The organism is Aurantimicrobium sp., from assembly GCF_036667855.1.
GTDB lineage: Bacteria > Actinomycetota > Actinomycetes > Actinomycetales > Microbacteriaceae > Aurantimicrobium.
The window spans coordinates 13009-39381 of sequence record NZ_JAVWTF010000013.1; the positions used below are offsets into that span (position 1 = coordinate 13009).

Here is a 26373-nt window from a genome sequence, read left to right on the forward strand (position 1 = left end):
GCTAAAGTCGCCCACTCTCCGTTGATTGTTTGATTGGTCTAAGTGTGGTGTTAACACCAATGAGGTCCGGTAACAAGCCTAAACCTATTACTTAGTCACGCAGTCAACTGTGTGGGGTCGGTCAGCCCATTGCGAAGAATATTTAATGCTTATTTGGATCTGAGCGAATCGAGGTGTTGCAAGTACCACTCGTATGTCTCACGAATTCCTTCTTCGAGACCAATCTGAGCCTTCCACCCTAGAGAAGTTAACCTTGAGACATCGAGAAGTTTGCGGGGGGTACCGTCAGGTTTTGATGTGTCCTGAGTGAGTTTTCCTGTGTAGCCAACTACAGAAGCTACAAGTTCAGCAAGTTCACGTATAGAAACATCTTCACCAACACCCACATTGATGGTTTCTGGAGAATCATAATTTTCGAGGAGGAATACCAGTGCACTCGCAAGATCATCGACATGAAGGAATTCTCGACGCGGTGTACCTGAGCCCCAAATAATAACTTCAGGTTGATTTGACACCTTGGCTTCGTGGATGCGTCGCGTTAAGGCAGGAAGTACGTGTGAATTATCTGGATGGAAATTATCCCCGGGGCCATACAAATTAGTTGGCATAGCAGAAATCCAATGACGGCCGTATTGGCGACGTGAGGCCTGCACCTGCATAATTCCTGCAATTTTCGCAATGGCATAGGCGTCATTTGTTGCCTCTAACGCACCAGTCAGTAGAGAATCCTCACGGATTGGTTGCTCGGCAAACTTGGGGTAAATACAAGAAGAACCCAAGAAAAGAAGGTGCTCAACTCCAACGGAGTTCGCCGCGTCCATGATGTTGACTTGAATTTGGAGGTTTTGACTTAAGAAATCAGCTGGGTAGGTGTTGTTGGCATGGATGCCACCAACTTTCGCAGCTGCATCTATGACGGCGTGAGGCTTGGTTTCTGCAAAGAAAGCAAAAACGGCATCTCTATTCGTGAGGTCCAGCTCAGAAGAAGTTTTGCCGATGAGATTGGTGAAACCTTGTTTTTCGAGTTGACGCCAAATGGCGCTTCCTGCAAGTCCGCGATGTCCTGCGACATAAATAAGCGAATCTTTGGCTAACTTCATCTGGGGTCCCTGTTCGATTCAAAGGTTAGTAACGATTCTAACTTTGAACAGAGAGTTTCAAATTGAGGCAGGTAATAACTCATGGAGAATGAGCCTGCAGTAGGCTTATGGTGTAAGAAATCCGGGGAATCAAAACGTATTCATAACCCCTTCTCCAATCAAGATGAGGACTAAGCCATGAGTCAAGCTCGCCCAAAGCGCGCCCTAATTACCGGTATCACAGGACAAGACGGTAGTTACTTAGCTGAGCTTCTCCTTGAGAAGGGCTATGAAGTACACGGCATCATTCGTCGCGCATCTACTTTCAACACCTCCCGTATAGATCACCTCTATAACGACCCACACATTGCTGGTACCCGCCTATTCCTGCACTACGGTGACTTGAGTGATGGATCACGATTGGTTACTCTGCTTGAATCGATTCAGCCTGACGAGGTTTACAATCTTGCAGCGCAGTCTCACGTACGCGTAAGTTTTGATGAGCCTGAATACACCGGAAACTCGACTGGTCTGGGATCGATTCGTTTGCTCGAAGCAATTCGAATGGTTGGTTTACAGTGCCGTTATTACCAGGCTTCTAGCTCTGAAATGTTTGGCGCCACACCGCCTCCACAGAACGAAGAAACTTTGTTCTACCCACGCTCTCCCTATGGTGCGGCAAAGCTCTATTCCTACTGGGTTACCCGCAACTATCGCGAGGGATACGGAATGTTTGCCGTCAACGGCATTCTGTTCAACCACGAATCGCCACGTCGTGGTGAAACGTTCGTTACTCGCAAAATTACGAGAGCAGTTGCACGCATTAAAGCAGGCGTGCAGGATGAGCTCTTCATGGGTAACCTCGATGCCATTCGCGACTGGGGCTACGCTCCTGAATATGTCGAAGCTATGTGGATGATGCTTCAGCATGATCAACCTGATGATTACGTTGTTGCAACAGGAACTGATTACACCGTTCGCGATTTCTTGCAGCTCTCATTCGAGCACGTCGGACTTGACTGGGAAAAGTACGTAAAGTTTGACGAGCGTTACCTTCGTCCAACTGAAGTCGATGCACTCGTTGGCGATTCGACCCGTGCACGTACGGCATTAGGTTGGGAGCCCAAGGTGCTCACCCCTGAATTAGCTCAAATCATGGTTGATTCAGACATTAAAGCTTTAGAAGCTGAGGGCAAGCCGTACATCGACACTGTCGTCAAAAAGTAAGTTGTTTGTCGAATGTGTTTGCTGAATTAGGGGAATTCAACGTATGGGCAAAGTAACAAAAGCAGTGATACCTGTTGCGGGATTAGGGACGAGATTTCTTCCTGCAACAAAAGCTATGCCTAAAGAAATGCTCCCTGTTGTTGATAAACCGGTCATCCAATATGTGGTTGAAGAAGCTGTGGAGGCAGATGTTCCTCACATTCTGATGGTCACTGGTCGTAATAAGCACGCTGTAGAAAATCACTTCGATCGTGCTTTTGAGTTGGAGACTCGCCTAGAACAAAAAGGAGATTCAGCAAAGCTCAATGCGGTTGCTGAATCTACCGAACTTGCTGACATTCATTATGTTCGACAGGGTGATGCTTTGGGTCTTGGCCATGCAGTTTCAAAAGCTCGAGCTTTTGTAGCCAACGAACCATTTGCTCTGCTGCTGGGCGATGAAATTGTTCAGGGAGATGAAAGTTTCCTTGCCCGCATGATTGCAATTGCCGAGAAATATCGCGCAACCGTCGTAGCGCTTTTGGAAGTTCCCCTCAGTGAGGTCCATAAGTATGGCATTGCGACGATTGAAGGGTTTCCTGCTGAGGACGCTGATGTCGTTCGAATTACGTCGCTGGTAGAAAAACCTGCCCAAGAAACTGCCCCATCTCGATTTGCTGTTGTTGGTCGTTACGTACTCCAACCCGAAATTTTTGATGTGATTGATAACCTCAAGCCTGGAGTAGGCGGCGAGATCCAGCTCACTGATGCTTTAAACGAATTATCTAAAAACACTGAACAAGAAAAACCGGTACTCGGTGTAGTTCTGCGCGGGCGGAGGCTAGATATGGGAAATCAGTTGACTTTCCTTCAGGCAACTGTCGAGCTTGCTCTGGAACGAGATGACATTGGTTCTGATTTCCGAGAATGGCTCAAAGAATACAGCTCAAAACTGTAAATCAAATCGGCTTCTGAGGCTGGATAGTTACAGCGCTTGTTGTTGAGCGGCGGAAGAGCTTTTTCCTGTGCGTGTTTCCCATTCCAGGAAAAGTACCCAGCTTGCGATGCGAGATTTTGCAGGAATATCTGCAAGATATCGGCCGAGGGCGCTCACTGCTAAAACGAGGATGAACCAACCTTGGATGTAAGCGGATGAAATCTCTGTGATTCCTCCAAAGGCAAGTGCAAGAACAGCTAATGGCACCCAAAGCTGGAGTGATTTATCCCCAAAAACTGCATTTTTGATCCCAAGTGCAAATGTTGAAACGTATGTTCCGATGAGGAAAATAGCTCCAAAAATACCGGTCATAACGAACCAGTAGATGAGTTCATTGTGACTGTGCAGGAAGAATTGGCCCAATTCATTTTGGATGAATAATGCAGCAGGTGATTCATATCCGAACAGCGATGACCAGCCATATCCGGTTAGCCATTTCCCTTCCATGGCATGCATACTTGCCGTCCACAATGGAATTCTTCCGGTTAGATCGCTGCCTTTTGAAAAAAGTCCAAGAATTGTTGTGAAATTCAGGACGACGAGAAGCCCCATTGCCAGAGCTGAACCAATAACCCAGGGAAGTGACCTTCGATATTTCTTGACAAGAAGGAAAGCCCCAAAACACACAACGGTGAGAACGAACGTCACAATTGATGAAGCAGATTTAGTGGAGAGAATCAACACGGCCATGAACAAAATAAGTGCTGATTTAGTAATGACACGTATCCACAAGTTCTTCATCAATTGAGTGGTGAGGATTGCGGGGACTGTAAACATTAGGGTGAGAGCAAGGTTGTTTTTACCTGTGAACGCCCCCATCAAAAGCCCTGCTTCGTCAATAGCAGTAGACGGAGATGTGAAGAAGAGATAAACGGTGTACAGCGCCAGAAGGGCGCCAGCTAGTGCAAGAGAAAAAACTATTTTTTCTAAGGAATAAGTCCACGCTGCGAACATTGCGATTCCGGCAATGATGAGGAATGACAACCAGTCTTTGAAGATGCTGAAGAGAAAAAATTCATTCAAAGAAAGCGTGGCAGTGACGAGAAGCAATATCAGTGGTGTTGAAAGTGCAATGACACGAGGATATTCTTTGCTCGTTGCAACAGAAACTGCAAAAAATATCAATGCGATAAGTGCACGTTCAAAGAGAGTGAGATCGGAACTCCAGGGGGCGATTGGTCCGATGATGAGGAATGTAAAAGTGAGGGAGATGATGGGAAAAAATGTTTTTAACATTGTTCCCAACTCATTTCATTCCAGTGCTGAGGCCTGAGAGTTTCTGGCCGTTTTTTAATCTCTTGTAGTCTAACTAATGCAAGTGGGAGTGCATGGGAATATGAATTCCCAAATACATTATTTCTCTTGTTAAACCTTCAAACATTGGGGACCTGGTGAAAGGCATCATTCTTGCTGGCGGCACTGGCTCGCGCCTGTGGCCAATCACTCGTGCAGTTTCTAAACAGCTCATACCTGTATATGACAAGCCAATGGTGTACTACCCGCTCTCGACACTAATGCTTGCGGGTATTCAAGAGATTCTGATTATCACAACCCCCGAGCATCAGTCACAATTTGAAGAGTTGCTGGGCGATGGCTCTCAATTGGGTATAAAACTAAGCTACATTGCGCAACCAAAACCTGAAGGATTAGCCCAAGCATTTATTTTGGGTCATGAATTTATTGGTAAAGATAATGTTGCCTTGATTCTGGGCGACAATATTTTCCATGGTGCAGGGCTTGGAAGAAGTCTCTCTGCCAATCTCGAAGTAGAGGGTGCAAAAATCTTTGGCTACCAAGTAGCTAACCCTCGTGATTACGGAATCGTGGAACTCAGCGATGACGGTAAGGCAATCTCGATCGAAGAAAAACCCACAACCCCCAAAAGTAACTACGCCATTCCCGGTCTGTACTTCTTTGATAATCGTGTTGTCGAAATTGCGCAGAACGTTAAGCCAAGTAGCCGTGGCGAATTAGAAATCACATCGATTCACGAGGCATATTTAGACTCTGGCTCACTCAGTGTTCAAGTGCTCGATCGTGGAACGGCCTGGCTGGATACGGGAACTTTTGATTCAATGTCGAGAGCATCCGAGTACGTCCGTGTTATTGAGGAGCGACAAGGTTCCAAAATTGGCTGTATCGAAGAAGCCGCATGGCGTCAGGGGTGGATTTCGGATGAACAACTGCAATCGCTGGCACTAGCACAGCTCAAAAGCGGTTATGGAACCTATTTACAAAGCTTGTTGGCTTAGTTTGACGCTAACCGCTTATTTGTTGAGCAAAATAGGCGATTGTCGGTTCAAGACCACTTTCTAGCGGTACTTTCGGGCTCCAACCTAGCTCAGAGTTTGCCTTTGTAAGGTCTGGTTTTCTTTGCTGCGGATCATCTTGTGGAAGTGGCAACAAAGTGATTTTGGAAGAACTTCCAGTCATGTCGATCACTTTGTGGGCGAGTTCCAACACAGTAAATTCACCAGGGTTACCAATGTTAATAGGCCCTGTAATCTCACTCGGGCTATCCATGAGTGAAACCATGCCAGCGATTAAGTCATCTACATAGCAAAAGCTTCGTGTTTGGCTTCCATCGCCATAAATTGTGATGTCTTCACCTTGGAGCGCTTGAACGATGAAGTTGCTCACAACACGACCGTCTGCGGGGTCCATGCGGGGACCATATGTGTTGAAGATTCGCATGATTTTGATTTCGGTACCGAATTGGCGAGCAAAATCGAAGAAAAGAGACTCGGCAGCCCTTTTTCCTTCGTCATAGCAACTGCGAATTCCAATTGTGTTGACGTTTCCCCAATAGCCTTCAGGCTGGGGGTGAACGTGGGGGTCGCCGTAAACCTCAGAGGTTGAAGCCTGAAGGATTCGAGCACCCTTGTCAACTGCCAACTGAAGCATATTGATGCTTCCATAGACACTTGTTTTCATCGTGAAAATCGGGTCACGTTGATAGTGGGGGGGTGATGCAGGACAAGCCAGGTTGTAAATCTGATCAAGTTCACCGTCGACGGTCAATGGAGCGATGATGTCGTGTTCTATGAAGGTGAAACGATCATGTGATAACAGGTGTGCAATATTTTCAGACCGACCGGTGTAATAGTTGTCTACACAGACAACTTCATCACCTCGGGCAATTAGTAAATCGATAAGATTTGACCCGAGAAATCCAGCTCCACCGGTTACTAAGATGCGTTTAGACAATGGCTGCTCTTCCGACAGAGTGGTATTCAAAACCTGTAGATGCTACGACTGAACGGTCAAGAATATTGCGACCATCAAAAATGATGCTGTTACTGAGCTCTTTCTTCAAGAGTTCGTAATCAGGGGATGCAAATTCAGGCCATTCCGTCAAAATCACAAGAACATCAGCGCCCTTGACTGCTTCGTATTTGTCGCCGACGTAACCTACCGTGAAACCGCTTAAGGCCTTTTGCGCGGTTTCTGTCGCAATCGGGTCATATGCAACTACTTCGGCGCCAAGCTTGAGCAGATCAGGGATAACAGCCAAACTGGTTGCTTCTCTCATGTCGTCTGTGTGCGGCTTGAAAGCGAGGCCCCAAATAGCGACTTTTTTACCGGCGAGGTCGCCAAGGCGTTTGTGCACACGCGATGCAAGTGAGTGTTGTTGGAGAACGTTAACTTTCTCGACTGCTTCCAAAATGAAAGACGTAGCTCCATGAGTTTCGGATGCTGTTGCTTTGAGCGCTTTAATATCTTTAGGAAAGCAGGACCCGCCAAAGCCAACACCTGCTCTGAGGAAGCTCTTACCAATTCGAGCGTCAGTTCCAATTCCTTGCTCGACGTCGCTAATGTCTGCCCCAATTTCGGCAGCCAAGTTTGCTAGCTCGTTCATGAAGCTGATGCGCGTTGCCAGCATCGCATTTGCGGCATATTTCGTCAGCTCTGCACTTTTAGCCGACATCACTATGAAAGGACTACCTTGCGCGATGAAAGGCTGGTAGAGCTTTCTCATTTGCTTTTCTGCACCAGAATCTGAGGTTCCTATAACGACTCTGTCAGGAGCAAAAAAGTCATCAACTGCGCTTCCTTCTTTGAGGAATTCTGGGTTGGAAACGACAGAAATATTGATAGAGAGTCCGCGTTGTGACAGTTCTGCGTCAATAACTGATTTGACCTTGTCGGCGGTACCAACTGGCACAGTACTTTTGTCGATGACGACGCAGTCTGTTGATCGGTTCATTCCGATTTGCTTCGCAACTTCAAGAACGTATGTGAGGTCAGCGCTGCCATCTTCTAAGGGAGGCGTACCTACTGCGATAAATAGAAATTCGCCGTGTTCTATGGCTTGGTGAGAATCAGTAGTGAAATTAAGGTTGCCGCTGGAGACATTTTTGACCACAATCTCTTCCAGGCCAGGCTCATAAATAGGAATGTGGCCTGCGCGTAGTGAAGCTATTTTGTTTTCATCAACGTCGAGGCAAAAAACCTCATTACCCATCTCGGCTAGGCACGAACCTGTGACCAGGCCAACATAGCCGGTACCAATAACTGTTACTTGAGGCATCACAATTCTTTCTTCGTAAGCCAACAGTTTACTGGGTGGCAGACTGATTAGCTGGGTAATTGGTGAGGCCTCGCATCGAGCGTCATCCATGTTGGGTACAACATGTCTGCTCGCGCTGTGCCTGACTCGTTCCACGGGCGAGGTGAAATCACAGTAGCTTTTTCGGGTAACCGCTGTTCCATGAGCCACCCTGCCCACCAACTGAAACTTGAATTACTCATGATGAGTGCTGAGCCAAGAGACATGGCTCTGATTGTTCCTATCCCGGAGATTAAGCGGGAATTATCGACGATCTCAATATCTTCATTGAGATCACCTAGCTCTTGAGCAATGTATTCAGGGGAGTCAGAAAAGACTCGGATGGGATCAGAGTTTCCCAGATTGCGAAGGAGTGCAATTGCACGACGGGCATAATCGACCGAGGCAATGACAGAACCACTGTTTACTTCTGCTTGGTAATCACCTCGTCGCAAATGAAGAGTAATGCAACTGCGCTCTGAGAGTGAGTCGAGATAGTCAGCTTCTGCAGGGGGGAGTGGGGATTGTTCAATAAGGCTGTGAAGTTGTGGGGCGATTGTTGGGAAATACCGGGCAGATTGGAAATACCCAATGAGCTGTGTGCCTGGCCGGACCACGTGAATCTTGGAGTCATATTTCGCCTGATCTTTTTCGAAATAGAGCTTTCCTGTAACAGCTTTCGGCGACCTGGGGAATGGGTAAATATGGTTTCCGGGAAATTTCTTTGACGTCCACGGCCCTCGTGAACCAATATCAATGCCGGGATGGTCAATTTGGTTAAGTTCTAGCTCTCGTAAGCCGGAAACTTCTAAATAGGACGTATTAAGGAAAAGTGGGCAGCCTAGGCGGTGGGACTGCTCCCAGGATGCGGCCAGAATGAAGAGCTGATTGCCAAGCCCACCAGCAATGTATCCGGTGATGCCGTTGTTAGTTTTCACTTCATTCCACCAGTTGTCGGGATGCGTTAGATTGCGTTTTCTCCATACGGAGGTTATCAGTTACGGACATCTCCCCACCAAGCACGTGCTGCAAGTCCTGCTCGGAGTATTACCCGCAGTGGCCAGAGATACCAAGCGTGGTATTTCTTCGCCAGATAGATGTAGGCACTGTGATGGTGTGCATGAGTCATTGCTTTTTTACGCGTGTCGGTTGAATGTGCACCGAGATGAGTAATTGTTGCATTCGGAACATAAGCTACTTTGAATCCGAGAGGGTGTGTCCGGTGGCATATATCGACGTCTTCGAAGTACATGAAGTAACTCTCATCGAAGCCCCCTAGTTTGGAATAGACCTCTTTACATATGAGCATGCATGCGCCAGAAACCCAGCCAACGAAGCGAGGCTCGGTTGATTCGATACGATCTTGACGATACGCGTGTGTCCACGGGTTGTTTTTCCAAATATTTGCAAACAATGCGTGGCCTATGCCGATACGCAAAGAAGGCAGAGCACGCGCAGAGGGGTAAGTGTCACCATTTTCCTCGAGGATCTTGGGGCCAATGATTCCAACATCTGGATGGGAATCACCGTATGCAAGCATTTCTTCAATTGCCGTTGTGTGCCATCTCACGTCGGGATTGGCAATAAGTATCCAATCTGGTTGCTTTGATAAATGATCAACCCCAATATTCATAGCTCCGCCGTAACCGGGGTTATGAGGAGCCTGAATAAGTTCTATTCGCTTATCTATGGAAACAAGTTCAGCTAGTTGCGGATCTTCCCGGAAATTATTAATCACAACAATTTCTTCAGGAATGTGAGAAGACTCAAAAAGGCTTCTCAAGAAACTTGTTAATACCTCAGAAGAATCATAGGAAACAGTGACAAGTGCAACAGTGCTCACAGCGACCTCCCTGAAAGTTCTTTGGAAATCGCCTGTGCCATAGCTTCTGCGGTGGATGCCCAGCTAAAGGTCTTGGCACGTTCAGGTCCCAGTGTTTTAGCTCGAGCAAGTGATGATGGATTTTTCAGAAGTTCAGCGAGATTCTCGGAAATCGACATCGCATCAGTATCCGTATAAAACGCGACGTCACCACCAACTTCAGGAAGAGAAAGCTCACGAGTAGTGAGGACGGCAGCTCCACAGGCCATGGCTTCCAACACGGGGAGCCCAAACCCCTCTCCCAGACTGGGATACACCACAAGTTCCGCACCGCCGAGGAAAGATTTCAATTGTTCTTGTGGGAGATACCCGAGCTTGCGGACGTTAAGACCGCCTAGTTGAGCTTTCATGATTGCTGGCTCGACAGCCTCATCCCATCCGGGGCCACCTGAGAGCAATAGCGCTGTATTTGTGGTCAAGGAAGAAGGAAGTGAGCTAAAAGCGTTAATTAAGGCTGGGACGTTTTTACGAGGTTCGAGAGTTCCCAAAAACGCAATCCATTGAGTAACAGGTGGAGTGAGCGTGGATGTGAAAGCGGTAATGTCGCGAGCCGATGGTGGGGAGAAGAGAGAGTTGTCATAACCCAGAAGCGCAACAGTGGTTCTTCGAGGTGCGTTCGGTGCAAGGTGATAAAACTCTTGTGCCGTTGCGCTGCTAGGTGTGACAACACCAATTTTTGTATTCCGTGCGAGTCTTCTGATCCAACTTCTGAAGAAAAGCCTCTTAAATCGAGAATGTAGTTGGGGCAAGCTGAAAAAGGTGAGGTCATGGATCATCACTACTCGAGCAAATTTACCTCTTAAGGGGTATGTGTAGTGAGGAGAAAATACAAGTTGAGCTTTTAACGAATGTGCCAAGCGGGGCAAGCCCGTTTGTTCCCACCACAGTCGATAGGCCGTATGCGACACACGCCGGGGAGCAACATGAACCTTTGAAGTAATCATCTGAAATTCAGTAGCATGCTCAGCTTTGCACACCACATGAAAATCAAAATGGGTGTTTTGAGAAAGAAAAGGGATGGTGGATTCGATTACGCGACCCACTCCTCCTCGGTTGAGCGGAATACTCGTCGCGTCAAACAAGACGAGGGGCGTAGGTAATTTCTGATTGTTGTTTGTCATGCTGCGGAAGTCATCTTCCGTTTCGTATGAAATAACGCACGACCGTGAAGTCTGGTGCCTCGGATTATTCCTGCCCAATAGGGGACAGCAAAAATAAGGGCATAAACAAAGTAGGAACGTATGCCCTTTCCTGGACAGCGGTGCACTGCTGCAATTACCGCAGGAAGACTCAGAGCAAGAAGTGCAAGAGCTAGCAGGCTTAACAAGACAACCAGCTGACTAGAAATGAGAAGCCAGACAACAATAATCAATGCAAGTACTGGGGCTAACGCTGCGAGGAGTATCGCGGTGTTCGTGGCAACACTGATACCAGCAAAACCATCAACGAATGTCGTTCCACGGGCGTAAGTGTGCTTGACAAACGCTTTCGTGTTTGTTCGTGGCCGGTACAAGGCCCAAAAACCAGGATCGATAAGAACTTCGGCCGGTGTGACGATATGTCTAATTATTTTTGTATCGTCATTAGTCAAATTCGCATTTTCTTCTGGCCAGTTCGCTTGAGAGGCTTCGATAAAGAGTGCAGTCGGGCACATGAAGAAAGTTGTTCCCTTGGGAACTTTGTTAAAGTTTTCTGCGGTGATGACGGTGGGTTGCGGGTGAGAGAGGTAGCTGCCCCAAAAGACGTAAGTAGGCACCTCCCAGAAATGTCCGACGAGATTTGCCTGCGGATCAGTTATGGAGTGACCATTCCAGGCTCGGAGTCCACTGGTGCCTGAGGAAATTCCAGAAAGTTCTATGTGTTTGAGGGAATGCTCACCCATCAAAATCCGAGAATCCAGTAACAACATATTGGGATAACGTGCCGCCTGTGCACCTGCCCAGCGGGCAAGAAATCTCCCTTGATTACTTTGGGCGATGATTTTTATGGGGTAAGAAAAGCGGGTTTGAATTTCTGTAAGTATGTCGATGCTGTTGTCTGTTGACCCGTCGTCAACTATGACTACTTCTGCTTCCCAAGAGGTTTGTGTTAAGGCAAGTTCCAAGGCTTCCAAAGTGCTCGGAAGCCAGGGAGCTGAGTTATATGTTGGTATGACAACACTGACTTGTGTTTGGGTTTCTGGCGCGTCTGAGGAAAGTGCCATGATGTCTACTTCGCTTTCGAAGTGAGCTCATCAATGCTGAGTGAGCAAAACTCTTCGCCCTTGATACGTTCATATGTTGGGCCCAGGTTTTCGAGAACGCCTTCACGGTAGTATTCGGGCCATTCTCGTTCTAGCCAGTGTGCCAATCGTAAGCATCTTTGCGATTCGTCGATACGCGAATTGGTGACAGCAGCTGCGAGTTCGCTATTGATGCGGTATCCGGCTTCCATCTGTGTGCTGAGTGTCCAGTTGATGGTTTCTTGCGTGATGCCGAACCACCCCACAAATACCAAAACTATAGCTCCCGTTGTTGCCAGACGTTTTTTGGAAACTTGAATAACAAAACCGGCAATAAACAGCGACATAGTGAGCATGCCGATGGGATAAAACAGATAGACCAAACCAGGTGCTGTTATTTCTGCAATGTATTTGGCTGTAAAAGCTTGAGCAGCAGTGGAAAGCCACCAAAAAGTGACTAAAGCGAAAATAGGTATCCATATTTTTCGTGGATGGCGAGCAGGTGCTTCAGGGGCGCTCTTGAACCACGCAATGGCAAAGACGACGAGCAACACAACGAGTACAGTTCCTGCAATGAACGCTGGTCGGGAAAAGATCATGGGGTTTACGCGGTAGAAGGAATATGGCCAAGCCCCACCGGGTGCGGCACTAATGAGGGAAAACACAAATGTTTTCACCCCATCTAACGGACTTCCTACAACAGTCCCTGTGTAGCCACCTGTTCCACTAATCAAGGAAACATACATACGCCCGCTGAGGAAAACAATTGCAGGTAACAAAACGCCAAAACCGATGAGAGCTGTGAGGCGTTTCTTGGAAACTGTAGACACGGCCAGTTTCTTGAAGAAACCGGCTGCAAAGATAAATGCAGAACCGGCAACTGCGGCAACAAGTAGTTCGTAGTACACCACACTGAATATTGCGACAAGAGAAACCTTGATTGTCATCCACACAGGATGTGAGTTAGGTCTGACCGCCTTCATTGCTAGACCCAAGAGTAAGAAGCCTACTGCTGTGGAGCCGTAACCCGCCATTGAGTAGGTTGTCACGGGGTCATTTGACCAGGGGTGCACTTGAATTGTGAGACCAGTAATTACTGCAATCAATGCAAAATATCTGGCCGGTGCGCCAGGTGAAACCTCAAGTTGGAGAGTCTTGAGAGTCTGCACAAAGAAGTACGTCGCCGCAATAACAGCTAAGAGAAGTAGCGCAAATGCTCCTGATTGGTAGTAGTAGCCAGGAGAGATGTTGAGTGCGGAAGTTAGCGGAATACTGATGAAGTGGTACAAACCACCAAGCACCTGGCCTACTGGGTTGAAATGCCCAGCCTGCATTCCCCAGCCCCAAGCTAGAGAAGACCAGGTACCTAGGTCTCCATTGCTCATTCCCTGAGCTTGAAAAATGACGTAGAAATCATCCCCGATGATAGGCACACGGGTCGCAGGGAGGAAGCCGACAAAGAGCACCGAGAGGCCGAGGATAATCCAGCCAATGTTTTTTCGAATCATTCGTTATACCTCAGTGACTTTTTTCTTGTTGAGCGATGCAAAGTGGATAATCACTAAACAGGCCAAAACGGAACTGCCGAGAATACCTAACAACCAAATCATGCCGAATACATCTGGCAGAACCATCTGAGCCCCGACCCATTCAATTACAGCAGCGATGATAAAGACCACGAGGGCAGACCTTGAGGTTATTGCGGTTAGTCGGATGAGTAGACCTTGAGACATTGCCCAGGGGAGGTAGGCGAGAGCCAACCATGGGAGATATTCAACGGTCAACCCGTATCCCTTGCCAAAGAGCACCAAGGTAATTGGTCCCGCGAGTAATAGAAGCCCGAGGAATGCGCCAACCCCGCCAGTAAATATGAGGCCGACAGATACGAGAACGCCTCTATTGGAGGTTTTGTTGTCGTGCTGGCTTGATACAAATCGAGGTAATAAATAGACAGACATCATCCCGGGCACGATGAAAATAGTTTTCGTCAGTACTGCTGCCGCCGCAAAAGATCCTGATTCGAGCTCTGATGTTCCTCCGCGAACGAGGACAACTTCAATGTTGGTCAGCCAAGAAAAGGCAATCACGAGGAGCAGAACAATGATGGTGTCGCGTGAAAATGCAACCCCCTCAGGTTTGAGATGGGTTCGTGCTGACTGGATTCCTGATCCAATCGTGATGGCCAATGTTGAGAGGAATACGGCAAACAACATGCTGATGGCGCCAAGACTCAAACCAATGACAATGACAATCAGAATAAGGCGAAATGCTTGACCTCCTGAGGTCCAGCCGGCAACAGAGCGCGAGCGTCCCGATCCTTGCAATATTCCTAGAGAACGTGAAAAGAGGAATGCAGGAAAAATAGTTGCGGCTGCCAATACAACTGCCTCAAGGCCTGTGTTGAGAAGAGTCGCGAGGGGCTGGGCAAACAACAACACGATAATTGTTCCTGCACCGCCGAGGCATACTGCTTCGATGAGCGATGCATCCCATTTCTTTGAACCTGAGATGGCCTTTTCGGGGGAGTGTGCGGCCCGAGCGGCTCCCACCGCCACAGAGTTTTGAAGTGCTGATGAACCTGTTGAGGCAATACCGACAATTGCCATAAATGCAGCAAGTAATCCGAAAGCTTCAGGGCCAAGTGATCGGCTAGTTAACACTTGAAATCCGACGGAGGCAAGAATTCCGATAGCGCTAATCAAGCCAACACTGAGAAAAGCTTTGCCGTGCCGACGAATACCCCATCTACTGGGACGCGGTGTCTTACTCATCGGCCTAATGCCTTACGGTTTTTCCAGCGGCGGTAGCGAGAGGCATAGCGCAAGTCAAAGAGAGCTTTCAGTGCGCTTGAGGTCCCAATTGTGCTGGTGAAATCAAAATCAAGAATCACCGGGGCATCTTTGATTCTTCCGCCGCTATCAGTTACCTGTGCCAAAAACTCCAAGTCGAATGAAAATCCGTCCGAGTCGCACCTCTCAATTGAAGGTGCGACCGCATTCCGATTCATTGCTTTCAAGCCTGTTTGAGTGTCACTAATCTTCAATCCTGTCACTACTCTGGTAGCCATTTTGAAAATACGACTAGCTATTCTTCGGGAGAGTGGATAGTCAATCTGCGATTGAGGGTGCATTTTGGAGCCAATGATGACATCAGCTTCATCGGCATCTAATCGGTCAAGGTAATCTGGCAGCACACTGGGGTTAAGGTCCAAATCACCATCTATGAAAACGACCAGAGGGTTTTTGGCCTCTGAAAAACCGTGACGAAGAGTGAAGCCTTTACCTTTGTTGTAGTCGTTTTCGACTAAACGGACTGAGTTGACTCCAACGGAGGTGACAAGCGCAGAAGTGTTGTCGGTGCTTCCATCTGAGACCACAATAATTTCGTAATCCCTACCGGTTCCTGCCAAGACTTTGTCTATTCTGGCCAGAGATTCCTGGATACTCGCCGATTCGTTGTATGCCGGCACAACAACCGAAACTGCAGCTTTATTTTTGCCCATATCCTCGTTCTCGCAAGTCATTGACGATGATATCGGAGGGGGAGTACTCCAGCTCTAGAACAGGATATTTGTGTTGTTTGTAGTCTGTGAGGAATTGGGTCAGGGTTTCGATAGACCAGTCAGACAAGCTGACGTTGCGACCGAGACCATCACTTCGTTCGGTAGCTTTGCGGTGGATGAGTGTGGGCGTTCCGAGGAATCCCATTTCTTCTTGAACGCCGCCCGAATCCGTCACAACAAATTCAGCATTAGTAGCCAACTGGACAAAATCTTGATGCACCAGCTTGTCTATTACGGTGATTTTTGTTGAATTCAGTTTGTCGACCTCAGCACTGATCACATGTTTCGCGTGGTCGTCCGCGACAATAACCAGAGGAAGCGGTGATGCGGATTCCAGAGTAGATATGGTTTCTGTAACCAGCTTCGAATTATTGAGAAATTCAAATCGGTGGAGCAAAACTAATCCATAGGGTGGCTTATCTGATGAAGCAACCGTGGCAGTTCTCTCTACTAGAGCATCAAGAGCGGTATTGCCGTGAGTAAACACAATGTTTGGTCGTGGTTCTAGTGCTGCAACTGCAGCTGATGAAGGTGCGTAATGAACGTCTGCCATCTTTCCAACAATGCGACGATCGAGCTCTTCGGGGAATGGGTGTCTCCACGTTCCTGAACGAAGGCCAGCTTCAACATGTCCTATTTTGGTGCCCAGAACTTTTGCGATAAAAGATCCCACGACGCTGGTCATGGTGTCACCGTGAACAAGAATGATTGAATGTGTTCCAAGTCGCTTTGTGAGATTCTTTTTGTTGCTGAACAGCCAGGAATTTATTGAGAGTAGCCAGCGCAGAGTGTCAAAAGCCGACGACAGTGGACGACCTTTGACGCCATTCGTGATGATAATTTCAGGCTCAGGCATTCCCAGATGTGGCAGTGCATCAAGGACGGTGCTTGCTTGTTGGAGTGTTACCCACTGTTCACAGGGGATTCCCTGCTCACGTAATCTGCGATAGATGGGCGCTAGCTTGATTGCTTCGGCGGTAGTGCCGTAAATCAGGACTATCACCTAACGCACCTTCCGCTGAAATACACCTCGGAAGAGTCACTTCCATACTTAGAAAGAATATCTTCTTCTCAGCAATCAGCAGGCATTTAGCCTCATAAATTTTGGGGGAATTAGCTTGGGAAACGCGCTACTGCCCGCTGGTAATACTCGGGGCTGTTGACCAAGATACCTCGAAGACCCTGGTCTCCCATCGAACCCAAAATCATAGGAGTGTATGTTTCGATACCTGCACGATCAGCATCTCGCTGGAAGTAGCGCTGATAGAGAACATTGATTCTTCGAGCAGCAGATTCTTTAGAACCGTAAATTGAGAAAATAACACCAAGGCGCCCGATTTGTGGGATTCTTCCTGCCCAATAATCTTGTTCGGCTTGCCCAGCACCGCGACCTAGAAGTGACTGATAAAGCAAGTCAACAAAACGTTGAGGGTTACCACCAGCTCGAACGTTGTAGAACTCTTCACTCGCAGTGTGAATCATTGCCAAATCATCTACCTTGAGTCGACCTGTTTGGATTTCACGTAACCAATAACCCAGCCCTGCTGGTTCAGGATCGCGACCCAATACGTCACGGTATGTTTGTACGATTCTTGCGGAATAGTATTCGTCGCTGGCAAGTACACCATTGACAGCATATGAAACCGGGAGTCCCTGATAGCGCAACGCGTTGACCCAGGTTGACATTCCGCCGTTGTCCGGTTCGCGTCCGTGTACATCCTGATAGAGCGCCTTAACAAGCGCAGTCTCATTCACGAAACTACCGGTAGAGCCAAACCAGTCTGTAAAGATGCGCCAGAAGTTGCGGTTACCGTATGCGGAACAGGCGTCACCGGTGCCATACAGGTTGTTCAATGCAGCCGCGTTCGGAGTGTATGGAGTGTAGTTGTAGAGAGCTGCAGTTGCCGCGTTCTCAATGTAAATAGATCGAGTACCGCAATTTACGCCACGAGCTGCCTCAGTATTTGCCGCTTGGTAGCGAACATTGAACCAGCCACCCCATTTGAAGTTGAAGTATTGCGGGTTATTTGTGTAGTTCTTGAACTGTCGTGCTGCGTAATACATCTGTTTGAAGAACCCGCCGTAGGCAGGATTGCAATCTGATGTATCAGGGCATCCCATACCCGCAGCAAGGCGGTATTGCCATTGCAGTGGCCAGGTATCCGTAACAAGGCTGGTCTCTTTTTCAAGCAAAACTATGAGAACTCTCGGGTTAATTCCACAAGAATCAGCAACTCGTTTGATGATTGTCGAGGCCCGCTCGTTAGTTACAGCGCTATAGCCACTGCAGAGACTATCTGCAGACATGTTGGGAGTAGTTTCTGTGTAGTCCTTGAGGCAGGGGCGTAATTCGCTCGCATACTGCGGGTGTGCACTGTAAGGATCACAGTTGGGAACTTTGGAATTGAGGAAGTTTTGGATATCACCAGAGTTCATAGACGCGGAGTGAAAGAAAACAGCGTCACTGATAATACGTCCTGGGTTGAAGTCAGCAGAGTTTGCTGCTTGCGCTGATGTGGGAACAAAGAACACGGCGATGAGGGAGAAAATCGCTACAAAAGCTCCCGTGGAAAAAAGGCGCGAGAAAGGACGTTTGGACTTCGATAGTTTCATAACACACCTCAAAAAGCTTCAACTACTACTAGAAGGTAGTTCATGAATCTTGGAGTTTCCTGCAAGGCACGCACAGTGTGCCATGAAAGCTCGAATATATTGGCTTCTATGTCCTCAGAAGCTGACTACATCAAGAAACTTGAATCACGTACGTTCGAGTACTGGCTAGAAGCTGTCAGCACTTCAGCGACGACATGGCTTGTCGTTGAAGACATGGAGAAAAGCCTGTCCTGGCGAGTAACTGCGCCGTTGCGCATTGGTCGCACCCTTCAGAAGAAAGTTTCTGAAATTGGACTTAAACAAGGTATGAAAAAGGGTGTAGAGCGATACCAGCGAAAGGCTCTGGAGAAAAAACGTGCGAAGTAAGGTCGATGCGATTCCCAGCATCGCTCCAGCGCTCCGCGAACGGCTCATCACCGTTTACCCCTACATCGTTGAGGGTGCGGCTCATCTAGATTTCGCGGAATTAGAAACACACGAGATTATTCGTGAACTTGCACAATCATGTGCTGCTACCCAAAAACACTCAACTGCGTGGCTTCTGTTAGTTGCAATTGCTGGAAATTTCCCCACAGCTGATGACGTTTTAGAGCTACTTGGACGGTTGAGTGTCAGCGGCGTCGAAGGTGCATACCTTGCAGTTCTCGAGGGCACATTGCCTCTTGCTGCAAACAGCAGATTTCTCAATGTCGGTATAGATATTCTCGACAAGACCACCGTGGTGGACGTGAACTTCACAGCGCAAAACGGGCTTAACACGGGAGTTCAACGGGTTATTCGTCAAACAATGACGAGATGGAACAATACATTCGACCATCAGCTCGTTGTCTGGACTGATAACGGCAAAGCAATGAGGCTCCTCACTGATCGAGAAAAACAGCGTGTTCTCGAATGGGATAGCTCAATGCGTTTTGAACTCTCTGAAATGGGCGATGAACAGATTACTCGGATAGCAATTCCCTGGCGATCTAAAGTGATCGTTCCTGAGGTTGCGATTCATGGTGTAATTCCTGCCATGAGTGCACTTGCCGCTTATTCTGGCAACCAACTTGCGCTGGTGGGCCACGACGCAATTCCTGTTCTGAGCCCCGAGGATGTCTTGCCTGAAGAATCCGAGAGATTTGCGCACTTCCTCAGCGTTGTGAAGTATGCGACGGACATTGTGTGTGTTAGCCATTCCGCGGCAAAAGAGTTTTCAGGGTTTGGACAAACTCTCTCCTCGCAAGGATTGCAGAGTCCCCGCGTTGATGTGGTCCCATTGCCTGCAGGAAAAATTACACGCGAAAATAACATTCACACGCGCCTTAAACGCAAGAAGCCTGAACTTCCCCTGGTTCTCAATGTTGGCTCACAAGAACCAAGGAAAAATCAAACTTCAATTCTGGTTGCAGCAGACTTGCTCTGGCGAGAAGGTCTTGATTTCGAACTCATTTTTATCGGTTCGGGCTCGCCACCACTTTCTACTGCGTTCGATCTTTCAGTCGAATCCCTTCAGAAACGAGGGCTTCCTGTATCTGTGATGAGACATGCTTCAGACAGTGAGCTTGCAGAAGCATATGAAGAAGCAACACTTTCGGTGTTTGTTTCTCTTCACGAAGGTTTTGGACTTCCAGTCGCAGAGTCTTTAGCGCATGACACTCCAGTAGTAACTTCAGACTTCGGTAGCGTTGCTGAAATTGCTTCAGATGGGGGTTGCCTCACGGTAAATCCCCGAGATCCGGAAGATATTGCCGCGGCAATGCGGGAACTTCTCACCAATACTCAATTGAGGACTCAACTGCTTCACGACATTTCTCGGAGACCAGTAAGAACCTGGGATGATTATGCTTCAGAACTCTGGGAAAAGCTGGGAGGTGTCTCACAGAATGACTAAGAGCTCGAAAGAAATTCTCAAAAGGCTAAGCCTGCTCAGTGAAGTGTTGGGATCTCCCAAGTCTTCCGGTGATGAACGTCAACAAGTCATTGATGGACTCGAAAAATCCTCTAGTTCGACAAATGTGTGGCTGTCATTGGCGATTCTCAATGCGGGTTATCCCACAGGAGCGGAAGTCGGTGAAGCGCGAAACCTTCTGCGGGTTGCCGGTGGGCAAAAGTTTCTTGACACAGTTCTCAACAAACTCACAAGTGTAGAACCTGTTGAATTTGAAATCATCGAAGATGCCGTCGTCGTTGACGTGATGCACACGGCAAACACAGAGTTGGCAACCGGAATTCAACGTGTAGTTAGAGAAACAGTCTCTCGCTGGAGCCAAGAACACCAACTAGTTCTGGCTACATGGACTCTCGACAGGAGATCCTTGAGGCGACTCACACCGGCAGAAGAGGACACCGCACTTCGCGGTGCGATGCCACCGGGACTCATACCTCGATCTGAGTCTTCGAAAATATTGATACCGCTGAGAGGTCGCTATGTGATGCCTGAGTTGGGTGCAGAGCATTGGCGCACCGCTCGAGTTTCAGCCTTGGCGGAATACACTGAAGTTTCTGCCGGACTTATCGGCCATGATTGTGTTCCGCTGACAACAGCAGAAACAACTGGTGTCGGAATGCCTGCTGGTTTCGCCCGTTACCTTTCAGCTGCTTCTCGAATGGACCGTATTAGTGTTACGTCGGTCGCTTCACAAGCCGAATATGGTGGCTGGAAAGAAATGCTTCATGGTATTGGTTTCGAGGGCCCAGAGCTTAGATTGCAACCATTAGCTTGCGAAATTAGTCTGCCAACTCAATCGGAGCTAGAGAGCTTCGAATCACAACATCGAACAACGGAACTTCCTCTTGTTGTAGTTGTGGGAAGCCATGAACCTCGAAAGAATCACCTTGCGGTTCTGCGTGCAGTTGAGAAATGCTGGGATGCGGGCTTGCGATTTGAAATTCTCTTTATTGGTGGAAATTCCTGGAATAGTCAACGCTTTGACAACCGTGTTGAAGAACTCCGTTCTCAAGGAATACCGGTGAGGACTGCTTCAGCTGTCTCAGATTCTGACCTTTATTCCGCCTACAAAATTGCTCGTTTCTCGGTATACCCTTCCGTCAATGAAGGATTTGGTTTACCAGTTGCAGAATCTCTGATGCTTGGCACGCCAGTAATTACTTCGGAATTTGGCAGCATGGCGGATATTGGCCGCGGTTACGGTGCTTTGCTTGTAAACCCTCGTGAAAGTGATGACATCGCTCGTGCGATGTCCGAGCTCCTCACGGATGACAAGCTGTATGAGGATCTTGTCGCAGCCTCACTCAGCTATTCAGCGAAGAGTTGGGACGACTATGCCCGAGAAACTTGGGAGTTTTTAGGCGCTTAAAGTTCTTGCGCGAAGTTTCCTTCGAGCTTGGCAAAAACACGCTGGCTAATCCACAGCAGCCCCACACTGACGATAAGTGCAATAACAATCCTCAGCTCAAGGTTCTCCGGCCACACTTCATCCGCGCCAGCTGCCCACAGTGATTTTTGGAAAGCCATCACGCCAAGAGAAATGGGGTTTGCAAGGTAAATCTGTTCGAGTATTCCGCCACCAAGTGCTGCCGTTACAAACTTAAAAGAATAGACAACCGGCGATGCCCAAAACAGGATGATGAGCAGTACTTCAACTAAATGCTGTAAATCTCGCATATACACATTGACAGCGGCAAAGAACAGTCCAATTGCTAATCCGAATGTGAGTAACAACAAGAATCCGAGGGGCAGAAGAAGAAGATTTGAAGATACGGGGAATTGTCCCAACGCGATAGTCGCAACAATCAAAATTCCTAGTTGTACTAAGAAGTTGAATAATGAAGCACCGACAGCTGCGAGAGGGAAAACTTCTCGAGGAATATAAATCTTTTTGATGAGACCTGAATTACCAACGATTGAGTGTGTTGCAGAAGAAACGGATTCTGAGAAAAGCGTCCATGCTGTCAACCCGGCGACTACAAAAATTGCAAACTGGGGGATTGAACGGGCAGCCCCCAAGAACTGGCCAATTACTACATAGTAAATAACAAGCTGTGTCAGTGGTCGAAGAAGGCTCCATAAAAGTCCCAGGGCACTGTCTTTATATTTGGACTTGACTTCTCGCTGGACCAGCAAGCTCAACAATTCACGCTGGCTCAAAATAGCTTTGAGTGAATAAGCAGTACCGCGAATGAAACCGGTCGGAGGCGAGGGGCTCTTCAGCTCTGACGTGAGAGTCAACGCATTGTCAGAAGTGCGCTTTGCAGACAAAGGCATCTCCTTTCAAGCGTTCAATTGTCTAAATAAACTGTGCTTTCAGACTAACCTAGAGAATGCAGTCTGTTTTATTCAGGAGCACTTTTCCTACACTTTGCCTAATCACGGAGAACCAATGCAGCACGCTGACGTAGTCGTAGAAGTCGACGACGTTTCTAAGCGTTTCGTTATTCGCAAAGATAAGTCGCTGAAAGAAAGACTGGTCAACTTTGGGCGTTCACGCAAACATCGTGATGAGTTCTATGCCCTCAACCATGTTTCTTTGAATATTGAAGCAGGTTCCACTGTTGGTCTCATTGGTCCAAATGGCTCTGGTAAAAGTACGCTTCTCAAAACTATTGGCGGAATTATTCAACCAACATCGGGAACCGTTCGTCGTAAAGGACGCATGGCTGCCCTACTTGAACTCGGTGCTGGTTTTCACCCTGATCTGACTGGTCGCGAGAATGTCTATCTCAATGCGTCGATACTTGGTTTGAGCAAAAAAGAAACAGACCTCTATTTCGAAGACATTGTTGATTTCTCTGGAATCCGCGATTTCATCGACACCCAAGTCAAGTTTTATTCCTCTGGAATGTATGTTCGCCTCGCTTTTGCTGTTGCCGTTCATGTGAACCCGGACATTCTCATCGTCGATGAGGTTCTTGCTGTAGGGGATGAACCTTTTCAGCGTAAATGTTTGGATCATATTCGTCGGTTCCAGCGCGAGGGACGAACCATCATCCTCGTGACGCACTCTTTGGAACAGGTTTCAGACCTCTGCACGAGAGCAATTGTTCTCAAAAAGGGAAGTGTAGTTTTTGACGGTGATACGGGTGAGGCACTTCGTGTACTCCGTGAAGGTTTCGAAGAAGCACGAATTCCTTCCCGTAATCTTGCTGCCGAATCCGCAGACCTAGTTAAATCCGTCAAACTTTCTTCCCCACAGCGTCGAGGTTCTGATGTAGTGATTAAGCCCGGAGATGATCTCGTCCTGGAAGTAAATCTCTCTGCTACCGAACCAGTAAAAGACTGGATTGTGGGAATGGGAATAGAAACCACTCTCGGGGCTAATGTTTACGGAACAAACACCGAAATATTGAATGTTCCCTTCAAAGATCTTGACGGAAACCGGACAGTTAAGTTCACTTTTCCTAATGTTCAACTCGCAACAGGTAAATACTTTATGCATGTCTCATTCGACACCGTTGAGGAAGGTGAGATTTTCCGTCTGCCTCAGATTGTTTCTTTCACCGTTGTAGGTCACCCTCGTAATGAAGGTGTCATCAATTTAGAGACAACCGTTGAAGAGATATTCCCTCAGTAGAAGAGCACATTTCTTCGAACTCCAGAGAGAACTGAGTAAAAACTAGGGATTTGCATCCCATTCAAGTGCTGCAAGCAGCATGGACATAATTGAAACCGCATCGGCTGAAGAGTAAAACTCACCCGAATCTGCAGTAATCCAAAACTTGTCAGTCACCAATTGGGCTGAGCCGGCTCCATTCACGACCTGAAAAGATCCCTTTGAATTCGAGGAAGCAGAATATTCAGTTGTGGGGGTACCCGGAAGTGAAGCTGAAATTGTGCTCAAGGCTTGAGGGCCTAGGTGCGCAGCAGAAATTGTCAGTGTTAAACCTGTGTTCGGATTAGTCCACTGGCAGGCAACACCCTTTTCTTTGAGGGCGGCCTCTCCGGCACTACCTGGGGCTGGGGTGTAACCATTTTTTGACTCATACCCTGGATAAGTCTTATCCAGAACTTCATCCGAGAGAAGGGTGGAGCAACTTGCAGAAATTTGCGTGCTGGCCTCAGAAGTTTTCGTAGGTGTTGGTGACGGGGTAGAGCTGGTGATGGAGTGAGCACTAGCTGATGCTGACTTACTTGTTGTGGGGGTAGAACTCTGAGTCGATTCTTCAGCGCAGGCAGTTAGTCCCACTAAAAGACCGCACGAAGCCACCAAGCTTGATATTCCCAACAAAGCTTTGTTGAGTGAGTTTCTTTCAGCGTTCATTATTTCAGTCTAAGAAAGTTAAGCTGTGAAACTGTTTAGTCCTTCGGAGAGTGAAAAGATAATGCCCACAGTAAACTCTTGGTATGAAAACCGAGGGTGTTTTGTGAGCATCGAGGCATCACACGCGGACTCGAAGTCAATCCGTCTTGACACTGTGTTTCTCACAGGGATTTTTGTCTATTTCATCTTCACCGTTGCTGATGGAATCCGAATCTTCCAGCAGTTTTCTTGGTTACAAGTGACGAGCGTTGGAGCAATTTTTCTATTGCTCTCGACAGCGCTGATGGGCGTGTTCAACTTAAAGAAGTTATCCTTATTGAGCTTCAGATTCAGTGCTTCGGCTTTATTAGTCGGGTTTTTACTTGCCGTAGTTCTCTTTGTTATCGGGCTGAGTGCGCTAAATAACTGGATAGATTATTTCCCCAGCTCACCACTTGCCGAGTTGAATGAAGGGCGAGGCCTCCACCCAGACACCGTGTTCCATGTCTCGTTGATACAAAGCATCTTAAATGTTGGATATCCAAGCACCGGGCAACATGGATTACCTTTCCTCCCGTATCACGTTCTAAGCCACTACGTAGATGCAGGAATTCTTGCCATAACAGGTTTAGAACCACTAGATGCCTATGGACTGCTCTATCACTTCAAGATCTTTGCATTTCTCACAGCAGGTGTTGTCTTTTTGTGGACAATTTTGCGCACTAAAAACTCAATATGGGTAACAGTTGCAGTACTGCTGTTTATCCCAGCGCTTGCTGGTAACTGGCTGGTGATTGGTTCAGAAGGTTTATGGTTCACCTCGCTCATTGTGCTGTATAGCGCGCCGCTGGTTTACCGCATCTTGATCGGTAGCACTTTCTCAACTGTGCACTTGCTCATATTGAGTTCTTTAGGAATTGTGATCGGTGTTGGCAAAGTTTCCTCGGGACTTGCTTTTGCACTACTTGTCGGTTTTTACCTGCTCTTCAAACACTTCAAGAACCCGAGAATTTATTTGCTGGGCACAATTTGGGTTGTGTTCTTCGCAATCTTTTCCGTGGCGCAAGATTCAGGTTCTTCTGGCGGGATTAAGCTCCCGCACCTCAGCGGTATTACCGGATTCCTTAATCCTTGGACGACGTATCCAGGAGGGCCTGTTGAATGGAATCTCGTAGGTATTTATGCCGTAGTTGCAGTGTTGTTGTTGGTGTGGTTCTTGGCTAAATATAAGCAGGCGCTTTTGTTAGCGGTGTCAACGGGAATCTCTTTGTTGTTGTTGTCACTGTTGATGATGCTTCCCGCGCCAGCCGGGCTGACCCAGCCAGATATTGCGTATTTTGTTTTGGGTCTGTATTTCTTGTTGCTTCTGCTGGGATTAATTTGCTCAATAGACGCAGTTTCAGAATTGAGTAATCAGGGGCAATCAACCTCTGCGTCGTGGAGATCACAACTAATCGTCACCGCCATGCTGCTGTTTTCTTTGGTCTTGCCCAAACCGGATTTGTCGCATGTATCTTTTCAACCAGTTGCAGACAAACAGCAAGGCTCAGTTGAGATATTTCGAGCGGAATTAGCTTCTTATATGCGGGCACATGGCCTCTCAAAGCACAATTCAAATCTCATAATTCCTCGCGAAGAGTTCGAAACCTCCATTGCGGCGTGGGGGAGCCCCTATTGGTCTGAGGGAATGAATGTTTATGCGCTTACTGGGGTGCCGCTTCGTTTTGGGGTTACAGATGCATCTGTTCAAAACTTTGGCCAAAATGGCTACAAGGACTCTCTAGCTAAAACGAGGCAAGAATTAGCTGGACTTGAGTCAAAACACGAATTTAGCAGTTCTTACGTGGTGTTAGAACAATCCCAGCCTCTGGGTTTTCGAATTGTTCGTTACCAGAAAGAAATGCACTAAGTAAATTTCTCTAACCAAATGAATTACTTATGCGGGATTTGTTTGAAATGGGAGATTTTTGAACTGCATATGCGCATATAGCGAGGGCCAAAAATACCCACAGTTTGATGTCCCAAAAATATGAAGTCACAAATCCAGAGACAACCAAAACTGTGAGCCATCCACTCATCAGTATC

The 26373-nt window shown here is 47.6% G+C and carries 23 protein-coding genes; 8 read left to right on the forward strand and 15 right to left on the reverse strand.

The features are described from left to right. Positions 1-149: 149 nt before the first annotated feature. Positions 150-1100 carry a GDP-L-fucose synthase gene (locus RR877_RS04395; protein WP_332550552.1) on the reverse strand — a complete coding sequence of 317 codons (951 nt, stop codon included), beginning with the start codon at positions 1098-1100 and terminating at the stop codon, positions 150-152. Positions 1101-1277: 177 nt separating this feature from the next. On the opposite strand from RR877_RS04395, the gene gmd reads away from it, so the two are divergent. Continuing rightward, on the forward strand, positions 1278-2306 hold the full coding sequence (gmd, locus tag RR877_RS04400; protein WP_332550553.1) for a GDP-mannose 4,6-dehydratase: 1029 nt from the start codon (positions 1278-1280) through the stop codon (positions 2304-2306). A gap of 43 nt (positions 2307-2349) precedes the next feature. Further along, a complete protein-coding gene (galU, locus tag RR877_RS04405) occupies positions 2350-3243 on the forward strand; it encodes a UTP--glucose-1-phosphate uridylyltransferase GalU (protein WP_332550554.1) in 894 nt (297 codons plus the stop codon). A gap of 27 nt (positions 3244-3270) precedes the next feature. On the opposite strand, the gene RR877_RS04410 is transcribed toward galU, so the two are convergent. Then, on the reverse strand, positions 3271-4518 hold the full coding sequence (locus RR877_RS04410; protein WP_332550555.1) for an O-antigen ligase family protein: 1248 nt from the start codon (positions 4516-4518) through the stop codon (positions 3271-3273). Between the two features lie 155 nt (positions 4519-4673). Here RR877_RS04410 and rfbA point away from each other — a divergent pair, with 155 nt between their 5' ends. Next, complete coding sequence (rfbA, locus tag RR877_RS04415) at positions 4674-5534, forward strand: glucose-1-phosphate thymidylyltransferase RfbA (RefSeq protein ID WP_332550556.1); 861 nt, start codon at positions 4674-4676, stop codon at positions 5532-5534. 7 nt (positions 5535-5541) lie between these two features. Here rfbA and RR877_RS04420 read toward each other — a convergent pair whose 3' ends face one another. The 11 genes from RR877_RS04420 to RR877_RS04470 all read right to left on the reverse strand — a co-directional run bounded on the left by RR877_RS04420 (position 5542) and on the right by RR877_RS04470 (position 18109). Further along, positions 5542-6489: a UDP-glucuronic acid decarboxylase family protein gene (locus tag RR877_RS04420; protein WP_332550557.1), complete on the reverse strand. Its 948-nt coding sequence runs from the start codon at positions 6487-6489 to the stop codon at positions 5542-5544. Beyond that, positions 6482-7903: a UDP-glucose/GDP-mannose dehydrogenase family protein gene (locus RR877_RS04425; protein ID WP_332550558.1), complete on the reverse strand. Its 1422-nt coding sequence runs from the start codon at positions 7901-7903 to the stop codon at positions 6482-6484. The genes RR877_RS04420 and RR877_RS04425 overlap by 8 nt, the downstream gene beginning before the upstream one ends. Further along, entirely contained in the window at positions 7861-8769 is a 909-nt protein-coding gene (locus RR877_RS04430; protein WP_332550559.1) for an alpha-1,2-fucosyltransferase, read from the reverse strand. The genes RR877_RS04425 and RR877_RS04430 overlap by 43 nt, the downstream gene beginning before the upstream one ends. 56 nt (positions 8770-8825) lie before the next feature. Then, a complete protein-coding gene (locus tag RR877_RS04435) occupies positions 8826-9674 on the reverse strand; it encodes a glycosyltransferase family 2 protein (protein WP_332550560.1) in 849 nt (282 codons plus the stop codon). After that, positions 9671-10834, reverse strand: coding sequence for a glycosyltransferase family 1 protein (locus RR877_RS04440; protein WP_332550561.1), 1164 nt, complete (start codon positions 10832-10834; stop codon positions 9671-9673). Before RR877_RS04440 ends, RR877_RS04435 begins: the two co-directional genes overlap by 4 nt. Further along, a complete protein-coding gene (locus tag RR877_RS04445) occupies positions 10831-11916 on the reverse strand; it encodes a glycosyltransferase family A protein (protein WP_332550562.1) in 1086 nt (361 codons plus the stop codon). The genes RR877_RS04440 and RR877_RS04445 overlap by 4 nt, the downstream gene beginning before the upstream one ends. 5 nt (positions 11917-11921) lie before the next feature. Further along, a complete protein-coding gene (locus RR877_RS04450) occupies positions 11922-13442 on the reverse strand; it encodes a hypothetical protein (RefSeq protein ID WP_332550563.1) in 1521 nt (506 codons plus the stop codon). 3 nt (positions 13443-13445) lie between these two features. Further along, complete coding sequence (locus RR877_RS04455) at positions 13446-14705, reverse strand: hypothetical protein (protein ID WP_332550564.1); 1260 nt, start codon at positions 14703-14705, stop codon at positions 13446-13448. Beyond that, entirely contained in the window at positions 14702-15457 is a 756-nt protein-coding gene (locus RR877_RS04460) for a glycosyltransferase family 2 protein (protein WP_332627742.1), read from the reverse strand. The genes RR877_RS04455 and RR877_RS04460 overlap by 4 nt, the downstream gene beginning before the upstream one ends. Beyond that, the gene (locus RR877_RS04465; RefSeq protein WP_332627744.1) at positions 15423-16499 is read right to left on the reverse strand and encodes a UDP-N-acetylglucosamine 2-epimerase; all 1077 of its coding nucleotides are present in this window, start codon (positions 16497-16499) and stop codon (positions 15423-15425) included. The genes RR877_RS04460 and RR877_RS04465 overlap by 35 nt, the downstream gene beginning before the upstream one ends. Positions 16500-16609: 110 nt before the next feature. Further along, the gene (locus RR877_RS04470; protein WP_332550567.1) at positions 16610-18109 is read right to left on the reverse strand and encodes a DUF4214 domain-containing protein; all 1500 of its coding nucleotides are present in this window, start codon (positions 18107-18109) and stop codon (positions 16610-16612) included. Positions 18110-18217: 108 nt separating this feature from the next. Here RR877_RS04470 and RR877_RS04475 point away from each other — a divergent pair, with 108 nt between their 5' ends. The 3 genes from RR877_RS04475 to RR877_RS04485 are packed head-to-tail and all read left to right on the forward strand — an operon-like array spanning position 18218 to position 21408. Continuing rightward, positions 18218-18475 carry a hypothetical protein gene (locus tag RR877_RS04475; RefSeq protein WP_332550568.1) on the forward strand — a complete coding sequence of 86 codons (258 nt, stop codon included), beginning with the start codon at positions 18218-18220 and terminating at the stop codon, positions 18473-18475. Next, on the forward strand, positions 18465-19982 hold the full coding sequence (locus RR877_RS04480) for a glycosyltransferase family 1 protein (RefSeq protein WP_332550569.1): 1518 nt from the start codon (positions 18465-18467) through the stop codon (positions 19980-19982). The genes RR877_RS04475 and RR877_RS04480 overlap by 11 nt, the downstream gene beginning before the upstream one ends. Then, positions 19975-21408, forward strand: coding sequence for a glycosyltransferase (locus RR877_RS04485; RefSeq protein WP_332550570.1), 1434 nt, complete (start codon positions 19975-19977; stop codon positions 21406-21408). The genes RR877_RS04480 and RR877_RS04485 overlap by 8 nt, the downstream gene beginning before the upstream one ends. On the opposite strand, the gene RR877_RS04490 is transcribed toward RR877_RS04485, so the two are convergent. Beyond that, the gene (locus RR877_RS04490; protein WP_332627746.1) at positions 21405-22310 is read right to left on the reverse strand and encodes an ABC transporter permease; all 906 of its coding nucleotides are present in this window, start codon (positions 22308-22310) and stop codon (positions 21405-21407) included. The two genes, RR877_RS04485 and RR877_RS04490, sit on opposite strands and share 4 nt — an antisense overlap. A 121-nt stretch (positions 22311-22431) precedes the next feature. Between RR877_RS04490 and RR877_RS04495 the strand changes: the two genes are divergently transcribed. After that, on the forward strand, positions 22432-23622 hold the full coding sequence (locus tag RR877_RS04495; protein WP_332550572.1) for an ABC transporter ATP-binding protein: 1191 nt from the start codon (positions 22432-22434) through the stop codon (positions 23620-23622). A 42-nt stretch (positions 23623-23664) separates the two neighbouring features. Here the strand turns inward: RR877_RS04495 and RR877_RS04500 are convergent, their stop codons facing one another. After that, positions 23665-24309 carry a hypothetical protein gene (locus RR877_RS04500; protein WP_332550573.1) on the reverse strand — a complete coding sequence of 215 codons (645 nt, stop codon included), beginning with the start codon at positions 24307-24309 and terminating at the stop codon, positions 23665-23667. A gap of 103 nt (positions 24310-24412) precedes the next feature. On the opposite strand from RR877_RS04500, the gene RR877_RS04505 reads away from it, so the two are divergent. Then, positions 24413-26197, forward strand: a complete 1785-nt coding sequence (locus tag RR877_RS04505; RefSeq protein ID WP_332550574.1) for a hypothetical protein — start codon at positions 24413-24415, stop codon at positions 26195-26197. Positions 26198-26373: the final 176 nt, after the last annotated feature.

Bases quoted from the DNA above. Each gene is read 5' to 3' on its own strand.
- RR877_RS04500 (WP_332550573.1), bottom strand. From the start codon at position 24,309: ATGAACGCTGAAAGAAACTCACTCAACAAAGCTTTGTTGGGAATATCA.
- RR877_RS04455 (WP_332550564.1), bottom strand. From the start codon at position 14,705: ATGAGTAAGACACCGCGTCCCAGTAGATGGGGTATTCGTCGGCACGGC.
- RR877_RS04495 (WP_332550572.1), top strand. From the start codon at position 22,432: ATGCAGCACGCTGACGTAGTCGTAGAAGTCGACGACGTTTCTAAGCGT.
- RR877_RS04485 (WP_332550570.1), top strand. From the start codon at position 19,975: ATGACTAAGAGCTCGAAAGAAATTCTCAAAAGGCTAAGCCTGCTCAGT.
- RR877_RS04475 (WP_332550568.1), top strand. From the start codon at position 18,218: ATGTCCTCAGAAGCTGACTACATCAAGAAACTTGAATCACGTACGTTC.
- RR877_RS04425 (WP_332550558.1), bottom strand. From the start codon at position 7,903: ATGGATGACGCTCGATGCGAGGCCTCACCAATTACCCAGCTAATCAGT.
- RR877_RS04440 (WP_332550561.1), bottom strand. From the start codon at position 10,834: ATGACAAACAACAATCAGAAATTACCTACGCCCCTCGTCTTGTTTGAC.
- RR877_RS04460 (WP_332627742.1), bottom strand. From the start codon at position 15,457: ATGACTTGCGAGAACGAGGATATGGGCAAAAATAAAGCTGCAGTTTCG.
- RR877_RS04445 (WP_332550562.1), bottom strand. From the start codon at position 11,916: ATGGCACTTTCCTCAGACGCGCCAGAAACCCAAACACAAGTCAGTGTT.
- RR877_RS04410 (WP_332550555.1), bottom strand. From the start codon at position 4,518: ATGTTAAAAACATTTTTTCCCATCATCTCCCTCACTTTTACATTCCTC.
- RR877_RS04470 (WP_332550567.1), bottom strand. From the start codon at position 18,109: ATGAAACTATCGAAGTCCAAACGTCCTTTCTCGCGCCTTTTTTCCACG.
- galU (WP_332550554.1), top strand. From the start codon at position 2,350: ATGGGCAAAGTAACAAAAGCAGTGATACCTGTTGCGGGATTAGGGACG.
- RR877_RS04395 (WP_332550552.1), bottom strand. From the start codon at position 1,100: ATGAAGTTAGCCAAAGATTCGCTTATTTATGTCGCAGGACATCGCGGA.
- RR877_RS04450 (WP_332550563.1), bottom strand. From the start codon at position 13,442: ATGATTCGAAAAAACATTGGCTGGATTATCCTCGGCCTCTCGGTGCTC.
- gmd (WP_332550553.1), top strand. From the start codon at position 1,278: ATGAGTCAAGCTCGCCCAAAGCGCGCCCTAATTACCGGTATCACAGGA.